The 14120-nt window shown below is 63.7% G+C and carries 12 protein-coding genes; 6 read left to right on the top strand and 6 right to left on the bottom strand.

From position 1 onward, the window contains the following. Nucleotides 1–109: 109 nt before the first annotated feature. The gene (locus tag ACPPVV_RS16705; RefSeq protein WP_426700994.1) at nucleotides 110–1057 is read right to left on the bottom strand and encodes an AraC family transcriptional regulator; all 948 of its coding nucleotides are present in this window, start codon (nucleotides 1055–1057) and stop codon (nucleotides 110–112) included. A 102-nt stretch (nucleotides 1058–1159) separates the two neighbouring features. Between ACPPVV_RS16705 and ACPPVV_RS16700 the strand changes: the two genes are divergently transcribed. After that, a complete protein-coding gene (locus ACPPVV_RS16700; RefSeq protein ID WP_426700993.1) occupies nucleotides 1160–1918 on the top strand; it encodes an SDR family oxidoreductase in 759 nt (252 codons plus the stop codon). Between the two features lie 208 nt (nucleotides 1919–2126). Here the strand turns inward: ACPPVV_RS16700 and ACPPVV_RS16695 are convergent, their stop codons facing one another. The 3 genes from ACPPVV_RS16695 to ACPPVV_RS16685 form a co-directional block, all read right to left on the bottom strand. After that, complete coding sequence (locus ACPPVV_RS16695; protein ID WP_426700992.1) at nucleotides 2127–3134, bottom strand: alpha/beta fold hydrolase; 1008 nt, start codon at nucleotides 3132–3134, stop codon at nucleotides 2127–2129. Between the two features lie 209 nt (nucleotides 3135–3343). Beyond that, entirely contained in the window at nucleotides 3344–5086 is a 1743-nt protein-coding gene (locus ACPPVV_RS16690) for a hypothetical protein (protein WP_426700991.1), read from the bottom strand. A 24-nt stretch (nucleotides 5087–5110) separates the two neighbouring features. After that, nucleotides 5111–5665 carry a hypothetical protein gene (locus ACPPVV_RS16685; protein ID WP_426700990.1) on the bottom strand — a complete coding sequence of 185 codons (555 nt, stop codon included), beginning with the start codon at nucleotides 5663–5665 and terminating at the stop codon, nucleotides 5111–5113. A 128-nt stretch (nucleotides 5666–5793) separates the two neighbouring features. Here ACPPVV_RS16685 and ACPPVV_RS16680 point away from each other — a divergent pair, with 128 nt between their 5' ends. Further along, nucleotides 5794–6381, top strand: coding sequence for a TetR/AcrR family transcriptional regulator (locus ACPPVV_RS16680; protein ID WP_426700989.1), 588 nt, complete (start codon nucleotides 5794–5796; stop codon nucleotides 6379–6381). A 71-nt stretch (nucleotides 6382–6452) separates the two neighbouring features. Here the strand turns inward: ACPPVV_RS16680 and ACPPVV_RS16675 are convergent, their stop codons facing one another. Beyond that, entirely contained in the window at nucleotides 6453–7646 is a 1194-nt protein-coding gene (locus ACPPVV_RS16675; protein WP_426700988.1) for a serine hydrolase domain-containing protein, read from the bottom strand. Between the two features lie 404 nt (nucleotides 7647–8050). On the opposite strand from ACPPVV_RS16675, the gene ACPPVV_RS16670 reads away from it, so the two are divergent. Next, nucleotides 8051–9046, top strand: coding sequence for a tetratricopeptide repeat protein (locus ACPPVV_RS16670; protein WP_426700987.1), 996 nt, complete (start codon nucleotides 8051–8053; stop codon nucleotides 9044–9046). A gap of 206 nt (nucleotides 9047–9252) precedes the next feature. After that, nucleotides 9253–11067, top strand: coding sequence for a gamma-glutamyltransferase (gene ggt / locus ACPPVV_RS16665; protein ID WP_426700986.1), 1815 nt, complete (start codon nucleotides 9253–9255; stop codon nucleotides 11065–11067). Between the two features lie 199 nt (nucleotides 11068–11266). Here the strand turns inward: ggt and ACPPVV_RS16660 are convergent, their stop codons facing one another. Continuing rightward, nucleotides 11267–12160, bottom strand: coding sequence for an SDR family oxidoreductase (locus tag ACPPVV_RS16660; protein ID WP_426700985.1), 894 nt, complete (start codon nucleotides 12158–12160; stop codon nucleotides 11267–11269). Nucleotides 12161–12259: 99 nt separating this feature from the next. On the opposite strand from ACPPVV_RS16660, the gene ACPPVV_RS16655 reads away from it, so the two are divergent. Both ACPPVV_RS16655 and ACPPVV_RS16650 read left to right on the top strand, forming a co-directional pair. After that, complete coding sequence (locus ACPPVV_RS16655; protein WP_426700984.1) at nucleotides 12260–13090, top strand: helix-turn-helix transcriptional regulator; 831 nt, start codon at nucleotides 12260–12262, stop codon at nucleotides 13088–13090. A gap of 394 nt (nucleotides 13091–13484) precedes the next feature. Further along, entirely contained in the window at nucleotides 13485–14102 is a 618-nt protein-coding gene (locus ACPPVV_RS16650) for an OmpA family protein (RefSeq protein WP_426700983.1), read from the top strand. The last annotated feature ends 18 nt before the right edge of the window (nucleotides 14103–14120 follow it).

Below are 14120 nucleotides of genomic sequence, written 5' to 3'. Positions count from 1 at the left end.
AACGACCTGTCGCGCGGCGATCGCTGACTCCCGCATCTGAAGCGGAACAGCGCGCGCGAGCGCCCGGGCCTGGTGCGCGAACGCTTGGCTGGGCAAGGCCCATAAACAGTCACTCCGCCACGCGGACTCCGGTTTCGGATTCCGCGCGACCTGTCGATTCGCTGCCATGTTCGCGCGCATAGCGCGTCGGCGGCAGGCCGACATGGCGGCTGAAAGCGACGCTGAACGTACTGGCCGAGCTGTAGCCGACCTGTTCGGCGATGATGGCGATACCCTTTTCGTTCTGCCGCAGCAGTCGCTTGGCCAGGGCCATGCGCCATGTCAGCAGGTAGGCCATGGGCGCGATACCCACGGTGCGGTTGAAGCGGTCGAAGAAGGCCGAGCGCGAAAGCGCGGCTTCCCTGGCCAGGTGCGCGACGGTCCATGCGCGCGTCGGCTGTTCGTGCATGGCACGGATCGCCAGCGAAAGGCGCGCATCGGCGAGCCCGCGCACCAGCCCGGGTGACGCTAAGGTGCCGGCGGTGGAGCGCAGCGCTTCGATCAGCAGCACTTCGAGCAGACGCGCCAGCACCATCTCGCGCGCGGGCCGCTGTTCGCGCGATTCGTCACCCACCAGCTTCACCAGCATGGCCAGCCGGTGCTCGCCGCGCACGTGCACGAGCGTGGGCAGCAGCGAGACCAGCAAGGCGGCATCCGGCGAATCGAAGCTGCAGTGGCCGACCAGCATGCGCAGGTCGGTGGGGCCGTCCTGTTTGCCGATCCGGAATGTGCCGTCGCCCACGGCGGCGTGCGGCGTGGCCATGCCGGGCGAGGGCGGTTCGAGGCTAGACATCGCCACGCCCCAGGCCGCGGGCACCAACAGAAAGTCGCCGGCGTGCAGTTCGATCGGTGCCTGCCCGTCGACCTCGACGCGGCAGGCACCTTCGAGGATCACGCAGTAGAACGGCTGCCCCGAGTCCGTGCGGCGGATCTGCCAGGGACTGGCGCCAATCACCACTTTCGAGAACCGCGCGCCCGGCTGCAGCAGCGCGACTACCTCGGCGAGCGGATCGATCATAGCCGGACTCCTGCAAATGAAACATGGACTTTGAATGGTAGTGGGTACGGCGCTGGCGATCTATCGTGCTGTTCTCGCCATCCATCCACGCAAGGAGTCCCCATGAAGACCGTATTGATTACCGGCTGCTCGTCCGGCTTTGGCCTCGAGATCGCCCGCACCTTCCTCGATCGCGGCTGGCAGGTGATCGCGACCATGCGCACGCCACGCGAGGACGTGCTGCCCGTCTCCGACCGCCTGCGTGTCATCACCCTCGACGTCACCGATCCGCGGAGCATCCAGCAGGCGGTCGAGGCGGCGGGGCCGATCGATGTGCTGGTGAACAACGCGGGCTTCGGCGCCGCATCACCGGTCGAACTCACCCCGATGGCCACCGCCCGCGAGCTGTTCGAGACCAACACGTTCGGCACGCTGGCGTTGACCCAGGCGGTGCTGCCGCAGTTCCGCCAGCGCAAGGCCGGGGTGGTGGTGAACGTGACCTCGAGTGTGACCTTGAAGGCGCTTCCGCTGGTCGGCGTGTACAGCGCAAGCAAGGCGGCCGTGAATGCTTTTACCGAGTCGATGGCGATCGAGCTGGAACCCTTTGGCGTGCGCGTGCGCCTCGTGCTGCCGGGGCGCTCGCCGGAGACCCGCTTCGGTGACAACGCACGAGCCCACATGTATGGCATGGACAACGAAGCCTATGCCGAACTCGTGCAGAAGGTTGTGGCTGGCATGCGCGACGAGTCGGGCCCGCTCACGCATGCGGCCGACGTGGCCGAAGCGGTATGGCGAGCGGCCACCGACCCGTCGTCACCGATGCGCATTCCCGCCGGTGGGGATGCCATCGCATGGGCCGAGGCAGGCTCGGCGCGAAGCTGAGAGAACAGCGACGGAGCCGGCATCCGGAGAGCCGGCTCCGCCACGGTTTGGCACAGCTAACGGAGTGGAACAGCGCCCCAAAAAAGGACCGGAGCGGAGTAGCGCCCGTAAAGCCCGCAACGCAAGAAAACCCACGCCGAGCCTGGAAACGCAAACCGCGGGGACTGAAGTGTGACGGGATCAACTTCCTCCGTCTGGTTCCCCCACACTAATGACCGGTCGTTCGATCCAGGCCGTCGCGCAATGCATCGGCGAATGCTTTTGGTTGGTCGATCCATGCGTAATGTGCCGCCGCGTGCATGACATGCAGCTCGACCTTGCCCGCCTTGGCCAGCGTTGACCAGTTCTGCGCGCCCGGATCGACGTAGTCGCGGTCGCCCTGGATGACGGTGACGGGCACGGGATGCGCTGCCAGCGTCGGTCGAATGTCCATGTCCGCGGGAACACTGGCGCCGATGGCGGCGCCAACTTTGCCGTTGTAGTAAATGCCTGCGCCGGTCAGCTCGCGCCAGTGCCTGAGGTCCACGATGTTGGACGGCGCGAAGAACTGGATGCGTTGCCGCATCCTCGCCTGCTGCGGCGTATCCGCCGCCTTGTCCGCCGGCAACCCGGCCGCCGCCAAAGCCTGCTTGATCTCTGGTCGCGCCATCATGGCCATCTGCCGTGCATCGAGCGCCTTCTCGTAGACCGCCTCGCCTCCGGCGATCGACATGGCCGGCGGCAGCGCACCGGCCAACACCATGCGCTCGACATGGTCGGGGTGCGCCTGGTAGTAAGCCATCGCCAGCACGGTGCCGTAGGAGTGGCCGAACAAGGCCAGCTTGTCCTGTCCGAGCGCCACCCGCAGTGCCTCCAGATCGCCGACCAGCTGCGCGAGCGTCAGCTTGTCGACCTGGTCCGGCGCTACCGGCGAGAGCAGGCTGCCGCGCTGGTCGAACAGGATGAAGCGGTGGTCGGCCAGCTGTGGCCGCAGCGCGTCGATGATGTAGTTGAAGTCGTTACCCGGACCACCATGCAGGAACACCACCGGGGCGCCTTGTCCGACCTCGGTTACATACAGCTTCGCCGCCTTGTCGGACGTGGGCAGATACCAGACGTTTTGCTGCAACTGGTTGAAGACGTCCCGCGTATCGAGCAACGACGATTCGGTGGCCATGGCGCCGCCACTCGAGAAGAACAGGATCAGACAGGCGACGAGCAGGTGGAACACACGCATGGTCGAACTCCTCGTATCAAGGTTGCCAGTGGGCGCCAACACCCAGCCCCGTGTCATCTGTCTAAAGTCATCGAAACACGGGCGCAGCACGCGGTTTCACGAATGGTCGGAGGGCCACCGGTCGAGCAGGTGGAGCGGATGAAACAAAACTTCGCCATGCCGGCGGCGCTGACGTCATCTCCGTTCGTTTCGTCGCATGGATCCGACTTCTAATGGACCTCGCCACGCAAGCAGGAGGAAGTCCACGCCAGGCCGGGTTGCGATCCACCACGGGGATCAAAAGCGATCGTCATCGGCTTGCCGCTTCGGCGAACATGCAGTACGACCGGCTTGTCCAGGCTTTCAGCCATGGGATTGATGTCCGTGCCCGTCACGAGGACATCGCCATTGCGCAGGCCGGCTCGTTCCGCATTCGAGCCGTGCACCAGGCCGCCGATGGTCGATCCGGCGATAAGTCGAACCGGCGATGAGAAACCCAGATCGAAGATTCGAACATCTTCCTTCCGTGACTGCATGCACGAATCAAACGCGCCCTTCGCGGGAAAAATGACGTTGCCGCTCATCATGTCATTCCAGTCGTCGATCGCCCACGGTCCAACCCTCTTTGACAGAACGTCGAGCCACGTGTGGCGGTCCGACGGCTCGCCGGCGTTGATGCGCTTGCTCATCTCGTTCACCAGGGCGAGCACGGTGACCTTCGTTCCGTGCGTTCTCAGCTTGGCATCGAGGTCTGCCAGATACATCGTCCCGCGGTTGTACGGCAGCAGCCAAGCATTTCGCCCCGACCAAACCGTAGCCGCAAGCTTGCTATTGGGCAGCGACCTCTGCGCGTTCGTGTAATAACCTGCACTCTCGGCTTTGACGAGCTCCAGGTATTGGGCAGGGGTGTATAGGCCAGCGGCGTCAGGTACGGTGATCGCGAGGTAGTTGGCCGTTCCCTCCGTGTACCAGTCTCCATCGATATTCTCTTTCTCGAGATAGCGCGCGAGGCTATGCACCATTTCGTGGGCCACTATGTAGTGCAGAGCGTTTGTCCCCGGATCGGATCCCTGCGGTACGTACAGCAAGAACGACTGCTCGGCCGCGCGGCCACTGGCGTTCGCGCCACCGTCGTAAGAGCGGATCATGAAGCGATACGGCCGATCTCCACTGAGGTTGAATGCTTTGACCTCCGCAGCATGCGCGCGGGCCGTCCAGTCACCGGCCTGCTTCAGTTGCTCTTGCGCAACCCCGAGAGCATAGACTTCGAGCCCCGCATCCTTTGTTTGACCTGGAGCCCGGTACGTCATCACCGGTCCTGCCAGAAATAGAGTGTCGGTGAGTTTTTCTGCCGTGAAAATCCCTCTGTAATCACCCTCGCCGTAAGAAGAAACCGCGGTTTCGCCGGGCAAGAGGTGCCATCGCACATGCGTATCGAATGACCCTCCCGAGATGTCGGGCAAGACGAGAAAGCCAACATATCCCCCGGACACTCCACCGCCTGCCGCCTGCAGATCGAATTGCGGGCCGCGCTTCGTCACCATGTTGCGCGCCACGTGCATGCGATAGGAAACCTTTACCGCGCCCGAAGTCGGATGCGCCGTTGTCCACGTTTCATGGGATCCGGCATCGTTGTCACGTCGAACACGGCGCCCTAGCGCAAGCGGGCCACGGTCATCGGAGACGACCAGGTCGGTGACTACGTCGGTGCTGCGTTGCAGTCCTGGCTCCAGCGTGTCCAGTTCGAGGGTCAACGGCGCTTCGGAACCACGTGCAGGAATAAACGAATAGGTAACCGCCACTCCGTCTGCGATTCCGTTGGGCGCATGTGTTGGGGTCAAGGTCAGGTCAAGCGTTGCTGTTTTTGATGGAGGAGAGGAATTCGCGAACGTGCGCATCGCTGGAAGCAGGACGAGCCCCAGGGACACCATGGCAAGTTGAATGAAAGAGGATCGACGGACGTGATCAGACATGACGTGCTGCTCCGGGCGACCGACTCAGGCGGAACCACGCTCGTAGGCTTCATGGGTCGGGCGTTTGAAGGTCAGCCGCAAGGCTGACAGGAGGAAGTACAGCCCGCCGAATGCTGCGTAGGGGGCCAGTTGGGCAATGGTCGGGGCCTTTCCGAACGCCTGCATGGCCATGACCACGCCGGCCAATGCCGACTGCACGCCACTGATCATCATGAAAACTTGACCACCCGTCTTCCTGCGGCGGACGCCAACGAAGAGCTGGAGCAATCCCGATAAGAAGGCCCAGGCTGCAAAGGTAAACACGCCGCCTGCGTTCCCACCGATGCCGAGTGCAATGGCCAGCGCGGCTGTGGTTGCGATGCTGATCACCGCATTGAGCCGCTGCCCCGGGTTGGCAGCCAGGCCGCCCGAGCGCCTTGCATCCAGAACGTTCGCGACGGCATCCCACAGTGGATAGAGCAGGAGCAGCACGTCTGCGACAAGCGTCGGCAAGGCCAATCTGGAAAACAGCAGCACGAGCGCCACCCAAGCGAAGGCGACGACGGCGCGAAGGAAGTAGAACTGACGAAGGGAATTCATGGGAGGCATCCTGAGAAAGTCTGATTACCCTACTAGTAGGTAGGTATGTGGTCAAGCTATTTACATAATCAATGTATTTGCCAATGAATTCCTTGATGATCTACCTATCGAATGGTAGATTTTGCCTTATGACCACCCATCAAAAGTTGATCGATTCGGCCCGATACCTGATCCAGACACGCGGCTACAACGGCTTCAGCTACGCCGATGTCGCCGAAGAGGTCCAGGTGCGCAAGGCGAGCATTCATCACCATTTCCCGGCCAAGGCAGACCTGGCGCGGGCGGTTGTCGAAGAATCGCGGGCCGGCATCGTGCAGCAAATATCGCTACTCGCTGAAGGCGAGTTCGATCCGGTGGAGAGGCTGCGGTTTTATACGCAATACTGGGAAAAATGCATCGCCGACGCCACCGCGCCGTTTTGTGTCGCAGGCATGCTGGCCGCGGAATTGCCATCGTTGCCCCCCGAGCTGGCGGAAAGCGTCCGCACGCATTTTCGTGACTTGTCCAGATGGCTCGAGACGATCCTCACCAGGGGCGCACAATTGGGCGTGTTCCGGTTTCATGGCGCAGCCAGTGCGGAGGCCGAGGCGTTCATCTCTCTTGTTTACGGCGCGATGCTTACGGCTCGGGCTTACGGTGATGCGTCCAAATTTGCCGATGTCGCCCGTGGGGGCTTGCGGCGGCTTGTCGGTACGACATCGCTTGCAGCTGACTGAAGCCCTTGCTGCAACGACAAACGCGAAAAATGAGGGATCAGGTTCATTTTCCTTAGCCCCCATTGGGGCCTCTAATGCGCCAACCCTTCCTCCACGCCACTGAACGCCGACTTCCCGCCCGTGCGCTCGTCCGGCATGCCGGTGGCGAACCACACTACGCCGGTGCCGCGCTTGCGATCGACCCACACACCGGCCTGCAACCCGTACGCCGAGCCGGAATGGCCCACGCGCGCCACGCCGTCGCCGAACGGGTCGTCGCGACAGCCTTTCACCGGTGTGGCCAGCGTTTGCACGGCGAGTCCGTAGCGGCAGAAGAAGCCGAGGTCGGCGTCGCCGGTGTCTTGCTCGTAGGTCAGGCCGTTGCCGGATCGGTACTGCCATTGCGGGGTGATCATCGCCTGCACGGAGCTTCGCTTGAGCAGGCGCTTGCCGTCGATGCTGCCGTTGCCCAGCAGCAATCGGCCGATGCGGACCAGGCCATTGGCGGAAATACGCAAGCCGCCCTGCGGTGAGAACAGGGCGCCGTTTTCCCCGGCGCGCCATCGCGACAGGTCGCAGCTGCCGTCGCTTGCCGGCGTTACCGGGCAATCGGGTTTGCGGCCGTGGTTGTCGTCCTTCACCGGCTTGCCGCTGGCGTCGTACAGCACCGCGGCACGGGCAGCGGTCGCCGCATCGCAGCGGTCCCAGTTGAAGCAGCCATCGATGCCCAGTGGTTGCAATACCAGGCGCTCCATCAGCTTGTCGAAGCGCTCGCCGGTGGCGCGCTCCATGATCTGCGCCACCAGGGGAAAGTTGAGGTTGGTGTAATGGAAGTACGTTCCCGGCGCATGCGTGGTGTCCCACGCGCGCGGATTCTCGACGATGTCGCGCAGCTTTCCACCCAGTGGCGTCTGCCAGTAGCCGGCAGCGTCGGTGAGACTGGAGCGGTGCGAGAGCAGCAGGCGCAGGGTGATCGGTGTCTGCGGAAACGCCGGGTTGCGCAGGCGCCAGCCGAGCAGGGTGGATGCGTCCGTATCCAGATCCAGCTTGCCGGCCTCGACCAGTCGCATGACGCCAAGCGTGGTGACCAGCTTGGAGATCGAGGCGATGCGCACCGGATCGTCCGCGCTGATCTCGCGGCCCGCGGCCTTGTCGGCCAGGCCGTGGACACGCGTGGCGGTGATGCCATCGCGATCGAAGGCCACGCGCACCGTGGCGACGGGTTCACCCGCGCGCGCATCGGCGCAGAGAAGAAACAACAGGCAGACGATCCACCGCATGGCCATGACCCACTCCAGCTGACGGGACCGGGGCCCCTTCGTCGTTGACGCATTATTGCGGTATCGGGACCACCTCATCCCGTCCCGTTTTCCGGGTCACCTCAGAGCGCAATAGTCGACTCTACTTCTGTTCTTTTGCGACGGCCAATGCGACATCGACATCGCGCTTGGCTAATCCGTGGCGAAGAAAGGAAGTCTCATAGGCCAACGCCTGCGCAAGGCGGTTTTGGTCAGTGGACAGCTTGAACACCAAGCCACCCGATCGGCGTCATTTGCCCATCGCCGGACCTGATCCGGTGCCTGCGATAAGGACTAGACTGGCCTTGGTAAACGTTCCCGCCCCCAAGGGCGTGGAGGGTTTCGGCATGGTGATCTGGGCGTACGCAACAATCCTGGCATGGTCCATTGGCATGCCCGCATCGGTCATGCCCGTGGCGCCGATGCCGCGACCGGAACAGGTCATGGCGGTGCCGCCGGAGTTGCGTGCGCAACTGCAGCACCAGGTCATCGATGCCGGCGGTCCCGGAAGGTCGCGACTGGAATTGCTGGCAAACTTCCTGTTCCAGAAGTCGGGCCTGGGCATGCAGTATTCGGTCGATGCCACGTTGACTGTCGAACAGGCCTACCGCACACGCAAAGCCAACTGCCTGACTTTCACCCTGTTGACCGTTGCGCTGGCACGCGAGGCCGGCTTGCAGGCTTATGGGCAGGAGCTCGACGACATCGTGACCTGGCGTGTGGACGACGACATCGTCTACCGGTTCAACCACGTCAACGCGGGAATCACCATGGGTCGCTCGCGCTTCACGGTGGATGTGGCGCGGGATCTGGTGATGGCGCGCAACCCGCCCGAGCCGATTTCCGACCAGCATCTGCTGGCGCTCTACTACAACAACCGCGCCGCCGAGCTGCTTGTCGGTGCCTCGCCCGCGGCGGCCGCTCCGTACATGGCCATGGCGTTGCAACTGGACCCGCGCTATGCCGGCGCCTGGGCCAATGCCGGTGTGTTGCAACTGCGCCAGGGCGACCCGCGAGCGGCCGAACGCGATTACCTGAAGGCGTTGGCGCTCGATCCGAAAAGTGCGAGTGCGCTTGTCAACCTGGTCACGCTGTACCGGAACAACGGCGACGAAGCGCGCCGTGTCATCTATACGAGGCGTCTCGAGAAGATCCAGGTGAGGGACCCCTACTTCCAGTTCCTGCAGGCCGAGGACGATGAGAAGCGGGGCGATTACAAGGGAGCAGTGCAGCACTACCGGCGGGCCATCCGCCTCTATGACGGCGACTCGCGTTTCTATTTCGGGCTGGCCCACGCTTATCAGCAACTGGGTGAGGAGCGCGATGCACTACGAGCCATGGACCGTGCTGTCGCGCTCAGTCGCAGCAGTGGCAGGGACAGGAACTAGGGTAGGAAACAGCGGCGAGATAGCGGGGCAGGTTCACTTATCCGGACGTGGTTGATGAACCTGGTTCGTTTGGTTTTCGCGATGGGTGTCGAGGACATGTGGACAACCTGCTCGCAGGCTGCGCGAACCGATGGGTAGACGAGGTGGTTTTTCATCGCACGCGCGGGTGCGGTTATGCTGGGTCGATCCATGCCGAGGGTGAACACATGTCCGATCCAAGCACACTGCTATTCGATGCCAGGCCAGCCATGCATGCGGAGGCGTTCCACCGCAGCCGATGGAGGCGCCGTGCGCTGGTGCTGGCGACGCTGGCGGCGTTCAGCGGACTGGCCTGCGCCCAGCAAGTGAATCCTGACGAGACCGGCCATGAGCCCGTCAGCATGCGGGCGGCACTGCAGAACGCCAAGCCGGTAACCGCCAAACACGCCATGGTCGTCAGTGCACAGCACTTGGCCACCATGGTGGGCGTGAATATTCTCAAGCGCGGCGGCAACGCCGTGGACGCCGCCGTGGCGGTGGGTTTTGCGGAAGCCGTGGTGCATCCGTGCTGCGGCAATATCGGCGGCGGTGGGTTCATGACCGTGCACCTCAAGGATGGTCGCAACCTGTTCCTCGATTTCCGCGAAAAGGCGCCGTCGAAAGCGACGCCGAAAATGTTTCAGGATGCCGAAGGCAACGTTGTCGAGGGACGCAGTACCGACAGCTATCTCGGTGTAGGCGTACCCGGCACGGTGATGGGTTTCGATACCGCGTTGAAGGCCTATGGCACGATGTCGCTGCAACAGGTCATCGCGCCGGCCATCAAGCTGGCCCGCGACGGCTATGTGCTCGAGCAGGGTGACGTCGACAGCCTCGAATCGGGCAACAGCGATTTTGCCAAGCGTGCCAACGTGGCGGCGATCTTTCTCAATCACGGCAAGCCCTTCAAGGTCGGCGAACGGCTGGTGCAGAAGGACCTGGCGCATACGCTGGAGCTGATCGCGAAAGGCGGCACCAAGGCGTTCTACGAAGGACCGATCGCCCACGCCGTGGTCAAGGGCAGCGACGCCAACGGCGGCATCCTGTCGTTGCGCGACTTTGCCGATTACACCGCGCAGTGGGAAAAGCCGATCCAGTGCGAATACCACGGCTACACCGTGGTTTCCGCCCCGCCGCCGAGTTCGGGCGGCACCACGCTGTGCCTGATCCTGCAGATCGTCAAACCCTATCCCCTGGCCAAGTGGGGTTACGGTTCGGTCAACAGCGTGCACTATCTGGTCGAGGCCGAGCGCCGCGCCTTTGCCGACCGCAACACCTACCTGGGCGATCCGGCGTTCGTGCACAACCCCATCGACACGCTGCTCTCGGCCGAACACGCGGCCAAGCTTCGCGCGACCATTGCGTCGGACAAGGCCACGCCGTCATCGGAGATCCAGGGCAGCCTCGGCGCACCCGAAGGCCATCACACTACACACTACTCGGTGGTCGACAAGGACGGCAACGCCGTCGCCGTCACCTACACCGTCAACTTCCTGTTCGGCAACAAACAGATCGCCGGCGATACCGGTTTCTTCCTCAACGACGAAATGGACGATTTCACCGGCAAGCCGGGCGTGGCCAACGGAGCCGGCCTGGTCCAGGGCGTGATCAACCAGGTCGAACCGGGCAAGCGGCCCTTGAGTTCCATGACGCCAACCATCGTGCTGCGCGACGGCAAGCCGTTCATGCTCACGGGCAGTCCCGGCAGCGCCACCATCATCTCGTCGGTGTTGGGCAGCTTTCTCAACGTGGTCGATTTCGGCATGAACATGCAACAAGCCGTCAACGCGCCACGCCTGCACCAACAGTGGTATCCGGACATCGTCTACGCCGGCCAGGGCCTGCTCACGCCAGAGTCGCAAAAGACCCTGGAAGCGATGGGCTACACCTTCAAGCGGTTCGGCGGGGGCGCCGTCGAGGCGATCCTGCTCAATCCGAAAACCGGCCTGCTGGAAGGCGCCAATGATCCCCGTCGTCCAGCCGGTCTGGCGGCTGGCTATTGATGGGTCCTCACGGGTTACTGCGAGCTGGCTAACCGGACCGGGGTCAGGTTCACTTCCGGCACTCCGTGAATGAACCTGACTCCGTTTTCGCCATGGCAGCGGCAGCAGCCATGGCGTCAAGGCGATTCCGCTGGATCGCCTGCGCGAGGTCCTGCCGCACCGCGGGGACCGGTTGACGATAAGTGCGATCAGTCGTTTTTCATGCGTCGAGGTAGTCCATCTGTTCGAGATCGGCAATCAGTCCGGGACCGTCCGGATGCCAGCCGAGCTGCGCTCGTGTTTGCGCACTTGAGGCCGGAAGATCCAGACCGGCAAATGCCGCCAGCCATCCGAAATGTCCTGCCGCCTCCTCGGGTGGCAGGGCGACCACCGGCATCTTCAAGCCTCGACCAATGACTTCCGCGATGTCGCGGACGGCGACGCCTTCTTCAGCGACCGCGTGGTACCTCGCACCCGGTTGCTGCCTTTCCAGCGCCAGCCGATAGAGGCGTGCAACGTCCAGCACGTGCGCTGCCGGCCAGCGGTTGAGGCCATCGCCCACATAGGCGGATACGCCCTTCTCGCGAGCGATGGCAATCGCCAGGGTGATGAGGCCCTGCCTGACGGTGTTGTGGACCTGGGGAAGGCGCACCACCGAAACATTGACCCCAGCGGCCGATGCAGCCGCTCCCGCCAGTTCCGACGCGACGCGTGGATTCGGGTGACGGGTGTTGAACACGTCCTCGGTGCCGGGTTGGCCCGGTACCGCGTTGCCCATGCCGGGCCCGGACGTGATGAGCAGTGGTCGGTCGGATCCGGCGAGCACGGCGCCGAGCGCCCCGATGACACGTCCGTCCTTCTCGCAATTGGCCACGAAGTTCGAGAAGTCGTGGTCGAAGGCGCAGTGGATCACGCCATCCGATGTGGCTGCCCCGCTGCGCAGACTCTCCAGGTCCTCGAGGTCTCCCCGGTGCGCCTCGGCGCCGGCGGCGATGAGGGCGCGGGCTCCCGCGTCCGACCGCGTCAGCCCGAGCACCTGATGGCCCGCATTGATGAGTTCGGGAACGAGGGCCGAGCCGATGAAGCCGGTCGCGCCGGTGACAAATACGCGCATGGGAAAGTCTCCTGATGTTGTCCGGAGACCAAGATCGACCCATCTTTCATCCTGTTAAAGTAGTGACATTATCGTGGTATATCGACCAACAGGATCAGCATGCCCGTCGAGACCGGCAACCGGCTTGGAACCTATCTGAAGGATCGCCGCGCCCGGCTCGATCCTGCCGCCCTCGGTTTCCCGGTGGTGCGCAGGCGGACGTCGGGGTTGCGCCGGGAGGAAGTCGCCCAGCGCGCCCACATCAGCCCGACCTGGTACACATGGCTGGAGCAGGGGCGCGGCGGCGCGCCCTCGGCGGATGTGTTGAACCGGATCGCCGGCGCGCTGATGCTGACCGACATCGAGCGCGAACATCTTTTTCTGCTCGGACTCGGGCGGCCACCTGAAGTGCGCTACAAGGCCGCGGAAAGTGTCACGCCCCGCTTGCAGCGCCTGCTCGATGCGCTCGAGGTCAGCCCCGCACTCATCAAGACCGCCACCTGGGATGTCGTCGCATGGAATCGTGCCGCCACGGTGGTGCTGACGGATTACGGCCTGCTGCCTTCGGGCCAGCGCAACATCCTCCGGCTCATGTTCGGCGATCCCCGCGTCCGTGCGGCGCAACACGATTGGGGAAGCGTGGCCCGCTTCGTGGTCGGAACATTCAGGGCGGATGCGGCGCGCGCCGGTGCCGTTTCCGAAGTCAGCGAACTCGTGGAGGAGCTCTGCAAGCTCAGCCCGGAGTTCGAGGCGTTGTGGCGCGAAAATGACGTTGGCGTTCATGGCGGAGGCGTCAAGCACCTGCGCCATCCGATCCTGGGTTCGGTCGCGCTGGAATATTCCACGTTCGCCGTCGATGGCCGGCCTGACCTGAGCATGATCGTCTACAACCCCGCGACGGATGAGGATGCGCAAAATATCCGATCGCTGATTGCTGCGCGGGCGGTGTAGTGGGGACCGGGGTCGGCCGAACGGCCCTTACTTGGGCCACACGCTTGGACCACACGACTCCCTGCCGTTCGCGCTGAGCGTAGCCTGCGCAGCGGGCGGAGTCGAAGCGCTGCCAAGCAGTGCACAACCCATCGCTGTCGCTCGACTTGCAACCAGCAGGTCCCTCTACTTGCGCAACACAACGGAGTGCGCGCCTTCGCCGTGCGTTCTATCGGAGTGGGTGGAGCGCATTTCTCCCCATGCATGGATGAGATCACTTCACCAGGCGTGAGCCCGCGAGTCAGGTGATGTAAATCTTCCGGCGGCCTGGCGGTGCTAGGTTGGCTGGACCCCAAGCCGGTGGTTGCGTCTGCGCCTGGTACGCGTCCCGGTTTCCTACCCCGAGGAGAAGGTGATGATCAGCTCGACTATGCGAAAAGTGTCCGTTCCGCTGTTTTTTGCGGCGGTGACGCTGGGTGGCTGCACGCACTACGTGAAGCAGACGGACTTCGATTCGGCGATTGCCGAGTTGCGCGCCAACGACCAGAAACAGCAACAGCAGCTGGATTCGCTGACCCAGGAAATGCAGCAGCGATTCGCCAAATACGATGCACAGATCGCCGAAATGGGTGGCCGCGTTCGAGTCGATACCGCCGCGCACTTTGCCTTCAACGACACCGCCGTGCGGGACGAGGACAAGCCCTTGCTGGACGATTTCGCCAAGGTCATCAGCAGCCATTACCCCGGCGCCATGATCACCGTCGAAGGTTTCGCCGACCCCGCCGGTTCCACGGGTTACAACCGTCGCCTCGGCGCCAAGCGCGCCGCGGCGGTGCGCGATTACCTGGTCGGTACCGGTGGCTTGTCCGCCGACCGGCTGCGCGCCGTGAGTTACGGTGAGGACACCAACCGCCAGGTCGATCGCGGCCAGTCGCGCGACGCGGGCGCGCCCAACCGTCGGGTTACGCTGGTGGTCGATTTTGCTGGCAGCGCGGGAGCGGCGGGAGCGGGTGAGCCGGCCAGCGCCGGTTGACCACCGAGGTCATGCGAT

Origin of the sequence: Rhodanobacter sp. Col0626 (genome assembly GCF_049994385.1) — a bacterium.
Classification (GTDB): Bacteria; Pseudomonadota; Gammaproteobacteria; order Xanthomonadales; family Rhodanobacteraceae; genus Rhodanobacter.
The sequence above is the reverse complement of the archived record's forward strand: the minus strand, read 5'-3'. Positions and strand labels throughout refer to the sequence as shown.

Excerpts from the sequence above, each read along its gene's own strand:
- ACPPVV_RS16705 (WP_426700994.1), bottom strand. The coding sequence starts at position 1,057 with ATGATCGATCCGCTCGCCGAGGTAGTCGCGCTGCTGCAGCCGGGCGCG.
- ACPPVV_RS16700 (WP_426700993.1), top strand. The coding sequence starts at position 1,160 with ATGAAGACCGTATTGATTACCGGCTGCTCGTCCGGCTTTGGCCTCGAG.
- ACPPVV_RS16695 (WP_426700992.1), bottom strand. The coding sequence starts at position 3,134 with ATGCGTGTGTTCCACCTGCTCGTCGCCTGTCTGATCCTGTTCTTCTCG.
- ACPPVV_RS16690 (WP_426700991.1), bottom strand. The coding sequence starts at position 5,086 with ATGTCTGATCACGTCCGTCGATCCTCTTTCATTCAACTTGCCATGGTG.
- ACPPVV_RS16685 (WP_426700990.1), bottom strand. The coding sequence starts at position 5,665 with ATGAATTCCCTTCGTCAGTTCTACTTCCTTCGCGCCGTCGTCGCCTTC.
- ACPPVV_RS16680 (WP_426700989.1), top strand. The coding sequence starts at position 5,794 with ATGACCACCCATCAAAAGTTGATCGATTCGGCCCGATACCTGATCCAG.
- ACPPVV_RS16675 (WP_426700988.1), bottom strand. The coding sequence starts at position 7,646 with ATGGCCATGCGGTGGATCGTCTGCCTGTTGTTTCTTCTCTGCGCCGAT.
- ACPPVV_RS16670 (WP_426700987.1), top strand. The coding sequence starts at position 8,051 with ATGCCCGCATCGGTCATGCCCGTGGCGCCGATGCCGCGACCGGAACAG.
- ggt (WP_426700986.1), top strand. The coding sequence starts at position 9,253 with ATGTCCGATCCAAGCACACTGCTATTCGATGCCAGGCCAGCCATGCAT.
- ACPPVV_RS16660 (WP_426700985.1), bottom strand. The coding sequence starts at position 12,160 with ATGCGCGTATTTGTCACCGGCGCGACCGGCTTCATCGGCTCGGCCCTC.
- ACPPVV_RS16655 (WP_426700984.1), top strand. The coding sequence starts at position 12,260 with ATGCCCGTCGAGACCGGCAACCGGCTTGGAACCTATCTGAAGGATCGC.
- ACPPVV_RS16650 (WP_426700983.1), top strand. The coding sequence starts at position 13,485 with ATGATCAGCTCGACTATGCGAAAAGTGTCCGTTCCGCTGTTTTTTGCG.